Below are 7,021 nucleotides of genomic sequence, written 5' to 3' on the forward strand. Positions count from 1 at the left end.
CGGTCAGGGCCTCACGGGGCATCCGGAGACGAAAATGCCACAAGACGTGCGCCATGAGCCGAGCATCGCCGTGCTGCTGCCCTGCTACAATGAGGAGCTGACGATCGGCGAAGTGGTGCGGCGCTTTCGCGAAACGCTGCCTTCCGCCGCGATCTATGTCTACGACAACAATTCGCGCGACCTGACGGCGCTCCGAGCCCGCGCCGCCGGCGCCATCGTGGTGCGCGAGCCGCGCCAGGGCAAAGGCAATGTCGTGCGCCGCATGTTCGCCGACATCGAGGCCGACATCTACCTGATGGCCGACGGCGACGGCACCTATGCGCCGGAGGACGCGCCGCAACTGATCAACACGCTGCTGACCGAGCGCTCCGACATGGTGGTGGGCACAAGGCGCGGCGTCACCGACGATGGCGGCAGGACCGGTCATGCCTTCGGCAACCGCATCTTCAACAGCCTCTACAAGCGGCTGTTCGGCTCCGACTTCACCGATATCTTCTCCGGCTACCGCGCCTTCACTCGGCGCTTCGTCAAGAGCTTTCCTGCGGTTTCCGGCGGCTTCGAGATCGAGACGGAAATGTCGGTGCACGCCTCACAACTCAAACTGCCGGTCAGCGAGATCGGGCTCGACTATGGCCGACGGCCGGAAGGCTCCTCGTCGAAGCTATCGACCTTTCGCGACGGCGCGAAGATCCTGTGGATGTTCGCCATGCTGATGAAGGAGACGCAGCCGCTGCGTTTCTTCGGCGCTTTTTCAGTGTTCTTCCTGGCATCAAGCCTGTTTCTGATGGCGCCGGTGCTGATCGAGTTCGCCGAAACCGGGCTTGTGCCGCGCATGCCGACGTGGGTGCTGTCGGTCGGGCTGCTGCTGCTGTCGATGCTGGCGGCGGTGACCGGGGTAATCCTCGATTCGGTGTCGCGCGGCCGGGCCGAGCAGAAGCGCATCTTCTATCTGTCGATGCCTTCCGGCCGCGTCGAACGTGAACGCGCAAGCGCGCTCGCGACTTTGAAGGCCGGACCGCGCAAGACCCCGCGGGCGGCTTAGATCTCTAAATGGGACGCCTCGCCCGCTTCATTGTCGCCGGCGGCATCGGCTTGGTCGCCGACGCGGCGGCGCTTTGGCTGGTGTTGGCGATAGCGCCGCTTGGCCCCTTCGCGGCTCGCATCATCTCGATCGGTTTTGCCCTGTCCGTCACCTGGCTGATCAACCGCCATCTGACCTTCTCGCCTTCCAGCCGCGGCGTCGCGCAAGAGGGCGCACGCTATGGCGGCGTCGGCATTGCCACCAGCCTCGTCAATTATCTCGTCTATTGCGCCATGCTGTTCGCGCTGCCGATGGTGCCACCGCTCGTCGCCCTTGCGGTCGCCTCACTGGTTGCCATGGCGCTGTCCTTCCTCGGCTATTCCAAGCTGGTCTTCGACCGCTGAACGCACATCGCATTGGGGTCTGCGCCACGCGAAGCGCAGCCTCATCATGACCTTGGCCGATTGGCAGAGGCCGCCGATTTCCCTATATCGCTGTCGTCGATGCATCGGCCCGAAAAATCGGAATCGATTTTCGGAAAGCACGATGCATGGATTCAAGAATGTTGGAGCGTATGTGCGTCCAGGTGGACGTACGTCGCTCCAAGTGCGCCGGAGAGCACCCATGCCCCTGAAAGTCGCCGTCCAGATGGACCACATCTCCACCGTGTCGATTGCCGGCGATACGTCGTTTGCGCTGTCGCTGGAAGCGCAGCGGCGCGGGCACCAGTTGTTCCACTACACGCCCGACCGGCTGTCGCTGCGCGACGGCAAGGTGTTTGCCCGTATCGAGGCGATGCAGGTCCGCGACGAGAAGGGCAACCATTATTCGCTGGGCGAAGAAGTCCGCACCGATCTTTCGGAGATGGACGTCATCCTTTTGCGGCAGGATCCACCCTTCGACATGAACTACATCACCACCACGCATATCCTCGAGCGCATCCATCCGAAGACGCTGGTGGTCAACGACCCGGCCTGGGTGCGCAACAGCCCGGAAAAAATCTTCGTCACCGAATTTCCCGACCTGATGCCGGATACGCTGATCACCAAGGATCCGTTCGAGGTCGCCGCCTTCCGCAAGGAGTTCGGCGATATCATCGTCAAGCCGCTCTACGGCAATGGCGGCGCCGGCATTTTCCACCTGCATGAGGCCGACCGCAACCTCGCCTCGCTGCTCGAAATGTTCGGCCAGATGTTCCGCGAACCCTACATCGTGCAGCGCTACCTCAAGGAGGTGCGGGCTGGCGACAAGCGCATCATCCTGATCGACGGCGAGCCTGTCGGCGCCATCAACCGCGTGCCGGCCGAGCACGATTCGCGCTCCAACATGCATGTCGGCGGCCGCGCCGAAAAGACCGAGCTGACGGAACGCGAACGCGAGATCTGCGCCCGCATCGGCCCCTCGCTGAAGGAGCGCGGCTTCATCCTCGTCGGCATCGACGTCATCGGCGACTACATGACCGAGATCAACGTGACCTCACCGACCGGCATACGCGAAGTGCAGCGCTTCGGCGGCGCCGACATCGCCAGCCTGTTCTGGAATGCGGTGGAGGAGAAGCGGAGCTAGCCTCGCTTCGCGAGCGGCCGCGTTGCAAACCATCGCAGCCGTTGCGTTCAGCCGTTCCCCAAATGTTCTTGCCTTCGCCGGAAATCTGTGGTTGTCTCCGGTGACGCCGTTCGCGGCATGATCGCAAAGGCTTGGGGCAAAAGCCTGCATCCGGGGTGAAGACATGGTGGCGCGGGTTCGCACGGTTGCTTTCCAAGGCATCGAGGCCGTGCCGGTCGACGTGCAGGTGATGATCGCGCCGGGCAAGGTCAACATGCACATCGTCGGGCTGGCCGACAAGGCTGTAGCCGAAAGCCGCGAGCGGGTGCAGGCAGCACTTCATGCATCCGGCCTGTCGATGCCGTCGAAGAAGGTCACCGTCAATCTGGCACCCGCCGACCTGCCGAAGGAAGGCAGCCACTACGATTTGCCGATCGCGCTCGGGCTGATGGCGGCGCTCGGCGCCATTCCGGGCGACATGCTGGCCGGCTATGTCGTGCTTGGTGAATTATCGCTCGACGGCACCATTGCCGCGGTGGCCGGCGCGCTGCCGGCGGCGATAGGCGCCAATGCCGAAGGCAAGGGCCTGATCTGCCCGTTCGCCTGCGGGCCGGAAGCGGCCTGGGCCGGCAAGGATTTCGACATATTGGCGCCGCGCAGCCTGATTGCCATCGCCAATCATTTTCGCGGCACGCAGGTTCTGTCACGGCCGGAAGCCGGCATCCATGCCGCGGCGCGCGACCTGCCCGACCTTGCCGACATCAAGGGCCAGGAGACCGCCAAGCGGGCGCTGGAGGTGGCGGCCGCCGGCGGCCACAATCTTTTGATGGTCGGGCCGCCGGGGTCGGGAAAGTCGATGCTGGCGCAGCGGCTGCCGTCGATCCTGCCGCCGCTGGCGCCCAGGGAATTGCTCGAAGTCTCGATGATCGCCTCGGTGGCCGGCGAGCTCGGGGAAGGAAAGCTCACCGACCGGCGGCCGTTCCGCGCGCCACATCATTCGGCTTCGATGGCGGCGATGGTCGGTGGCGGGTTGCGCGTGCGGCCGGGCGAGGCCTCGCTCGCCCATCACGGCGTGCTGTTCCTCGACGAGTTTCCCGAATTCTCGCCGCAGGCGCTCGATGCGCTGCGCCAGCCGCTGGAGACCGGCGACTGCATGATCGCGCGCGCCAATCATCGCGTCACCTATCCGGCGCGCATCCAGCTGGTCGCGGCGATGAACCCGTGCCGCTGCGGCATGGCCGGCGAGCCGGGCTATCGCTGCCTGCGCGGCGACCGCTGCCGCACCGACTACCAGGCGCGCATTTCCGGCCCGCTGCTCGATCGCATCGATCTCAGGATCGAGGTGCCGGCGGTCTCGGCCAGCGATCTGATCCGGCCGGACCGGGCGGAGAAGAGCGCAGCTGTGGCACTACGCGTCGCCCGCGCCCGTACGATCCAGCGTGAGCGTTTCGAACGGCTCGGCGCGACCTCCGCCACCACCAACGCGCATTGCTCGCCGTCGGTCATCGAGGAGATCGCCATGCCGGATGCCGTCGGCCTGTCGCTGCTGAGGGATGCCAGCGAAAAGCTCGGCTTTTCCGCACGAGCCTACCACCGCGTCTTGAAGGTGGCGCGGACACTGGCCGATCTTGAGGCCAGCGAGACGGTCGGCCGCATCCATCTGGCCGAGGCGATTTCCTACCGCATGAGTTCGGAGCGGATGGCACAAGCGGCGTGAGGGACGCTCCCCTCCCCCTTGAGGGGAGGGTGGCCGCGAAGCGGCCGGGTGGGGTCAGTGGTGGGACCCTCGGCCTTGCTGTATTTCGAAACCGATCCGCGTGCGGAGCGTTGCCGTGCTCTTCCCGAGGCGCATCGTCAGAATGGGCGTCAGCGCACTGCACCCAGGACCCCTCCCGGCCCTTCGGGCCACCCTCCCCTTGAGGGGAGGGGGACGCTGGCGACTATCGCTCCTGCCCTTTCGCCTTCAATTCCAACCTCCGCGCGTGCAGCACTGGCTCGGTGTAGCCGTTGGGCTGGACGCGGCCTTTGAAGACGAGATCGCAGGCGGCGAGGAAGGCGATGGACTTGTCGAATTCCGGTGCCATCGGCCGGTAGAGCGGATCGCCTTCATTCTGGCGGTCGACGATAGCCGCCATGCGCTTCATCGTCTCCATGACCTGCTCGGGCGTGCAGACGCGGTGATGCAGCCAGTTGGCGATGTGCTGAGAGGAGATGCGCAGCGTGGCGCGGTCCTCCATCAAGCCGACGTCGTTTATATCTGGTACTTTCGAACAGCCGACGCCCTGGTCGATCCAGCGCACGACATAGCCCAGAATCCCCTGCGCGTTGTTGTCGAGCTCCTTCTGGATGTCTTCCTGAGACCAGTTCGGCAGCCTTGCCACCGGTACCGACAGGATGTCGTCGAGCCTGGCCTTGGGCCGGCTCTTCAGAGCCTGCTGCACGGCGTGGACGTCGACCTTGTGGTAGTGCGTGGCATGCAGGGTTGCTGCCGTCGGCGACGGCACCCAGGCGGTGTTGGCGCCGGCCTTGGGGTGCGCGATTTTCTCGGCCAGCATTGCCGCCATCAGGTCGGGCATCGCCCACATGCCCTTGCCGATCTGGGCGCGGCCGGCCAGCCCGCATTCGAGGCCGGTATCGACGTTCCAGGCTTCGTAGGCGGCAATCCAGGCGGCCTGTTTCATGTCGCCCTTGCGGATCATCGGGCCGGCTTCCATCGAGGTGTGGATCTCGTCGCCGGTGCGGTCGAGAAAGCCGGTGTTGATGAAGACGACGCGATCTTTCGCGGCGCGGATCGCCTCCTTGAGGTTGACGGTGGTGCGCCGCTCTTCGTCCATGATGCCCATCTTGATGGTGTTTTTCGCCATGCCGAGCAGCGCTTCGACGCGGTCGAAAATCTCGACCGCGAAGGCAACTTCGTCGGGCCCGTGCATCTTGGGCTTTACGATATACATTGAGCCGGCGCGAGAATTGGCGCGCCGCCCCTTCGGGCCGATGTCGTGCAGCGCGATCAGCACCGTCAGCGCCGCATCCATGATGCCTTCCGGCACCTCGTTGCCTTCGCGGTCTAATATCGCCGGATTGGTCATGAGGTGGCCGACATTCCTGACCAGCATCAGCGAGCGGCCGGACAAGGTCAGCGTGCCGCCATCCGGCGCGGTATAGGTGCGGTCGGGGTTGAGCCTGCGGACAAAGCTCTTGCCGGCCTTGGTGATCTCTTCCGCCAAGTCGCCCTTCATCAGGCCGAGCCAGTTGCGGTAGACCAGCACCTTGTCCTGCGCATCCACCGCGGCGACCGAATCCTCGCAGTCCTGGATGGTGGTCAGCGCCGATTCCAGCACGACATCGGCAATGCCGGCCGGATCGGTGCGGCCGATCTGGTTGTTGTGGTCGACAACGATTTCGATGTGCAGGCCGCTCTTGACCAGCAGGACGGCTTCGGGATTGGCGGCATCGCCGCGATAGCCGGCAAACTGCTTGAGGTCGGCAAGCGTGGTGGCGCCGGCACCCTCGCCGAGCCGCAACATGCCGTTGGCGACCGAAAGCCCGTTGACGCCGGCCCATTTGCCTGTGGTGAGCGGCGCCGCCTCGTCGAAGAAGCTTTTCACCCAGGCGACGACCTTGGCACCGCGCGCCGGATTGAATTTGTTGCCTCGCTCGGCGCCGTCCGTCTCCGGAATGGCATCGGTGCCGTAGAGCGCATCGTACAGCGAACCCCAGCGCGCATTGGCGGCGTTCAGCGCATAACGCGCGTTCATCACCGGCACCACCAGCTGCGGCCCGGCGACCGAAGCGATTTCAGGGTCGACATTTTCGGTGGTCACGCTGAACGCCGGCCCCTCGGGCAGGAGATAGCCGATCTCGCGGAGGAACGTCTTGTAGGCCTCCATGTCGACGGGCGCGCCATTGTCGCGGTACCAGCGGTCGAGCTTGTCCTGCATGGCGTCGCGCTTTTCGAGCAGCGCCCGATTTTTTGGCGAGAGATCATGGACGATGGCCGAAAAACCGTTCCAGAATGCCTCCGCCTCGATGCCGGTGCCCGGCATCGCCTCGTTCACGACGAAATCATGAAGCTCGCGGGCAATCCGCAATCCGGCGATCTCGACGCGATCGGTCATCAGGGCTTCTCCAGACGAAAGGCTAGGCCGGGCCTTTGGCATGTCACGGTGGCAGGGTCAATTCAGCTCAGGGTGAAGGTAGGGCGTTTTCGCTGCCGATCTCCCCCTTGAGGGCCCCTTGTGGGGGAGATGGCCGGCAGGCCAGAGGGGGTCGCCTCGCGTGGAAGTGCAACCTCTTCTTTGCACCAAATCGCGTCGCGCTTCATGCGAGGCGACCCCCTCGGTCGCCTTCGGCGACATCTCCCCCTCAAGGGGGTGTTTGGACCGGGGACATCGCGAACAGCTGTGCGAGGACATCGCGAACAGTTTGCCATCCTATCGTTGGCTTGCATTGAGGTCG

5 protein-coding genes are annotated in these 7,021 nt (G+C 64.7%); 4 read left to right on the plus strand and 1 reads right to left on the minus strand.

Annotated features, from left to right (window positions below):
- Positions 1-34 precede the first annotated feature (34 nt).
- The 4 genes from NKJ84_RS15055 to NKJ84_RS15070 all read left to right on the plus strand — a co-directional run bounded on the left by NKJ84_RS15055 (position 35) and on the right by NKJ84_RS15070 (position 4,283).
- Entirely contained in the window at positions 35-1,042 is a 1,008-nt protein-coding gene (locus NKJ84_RS15055) for a glycosyltransferase (RefSeq protein ID WP_352507085.1), read from the plus strand.
- Positions 1,043-1,050: 8 nt separating this feature from the next.
- Positions 1,051-1,425, plus strand: coding sequence for a GtrA family protein (locus NKJ84_RS15060; protein ID WP_352507086.1), 375 nt, complete (start codon positions 1,051-1,053; stop codon positions 1,423-1,425).
- Between the two features lie 220 nt (positions 1,426-1,645).
- Positions 1,646-2,587, plus strand: a complete 942-nt coding sequence (gshB, locus tag NKJ84_RS15065; protein ID WP_352507087.1) for a glutathione synthase — start codon at positions 1,646-1,648, stop codon at positions 2,585-2,587.
- A 163-nt stretch (positions 2,588-2,750) separates the two neighbouring features.
- The gene (locus tag NKJ84_RS15070; RefSeq protein ID WP_352507088.1) at positions 2,751-4,283 is read left to right on the plus strand and encodes a YifB family Mg chelatase-like AAA ATPase; all 1,533 of its coding nucleotides are present in this window, start codon (positions 2,751-2,753) and stop codon (positions 4,281-4,283) included.
- A 223-nt stretch (positions 4,284-4,506) separates the two neighbouring features.
- Here NKJ84_RS15070 and NKJ84_RS15075 read toward each other — a convergent pair whose 3' ends face one another.
- Positions 4,507-6,681, minus strand: a complete 2,175-nt coding sequence (locus NKJ84_RS15075; protein WP_352507089.1) for a malate synthase G — start codon at positions 6,679-6,681, stop codon at positions 4,507-4,509.
- Positions 6,682-7,021 lie beyond the last annotated feature (340 nt).

The sequence above is a fragment of the Mesorhizobium sp. M0048 genome, from assembly GCF_040323405.1.
Lineage (GTDB): Bacteria > Pseudomonadota > Alphaproteobacteria > Rhizobiales > Rhizobiaceae > Mesorhizobium.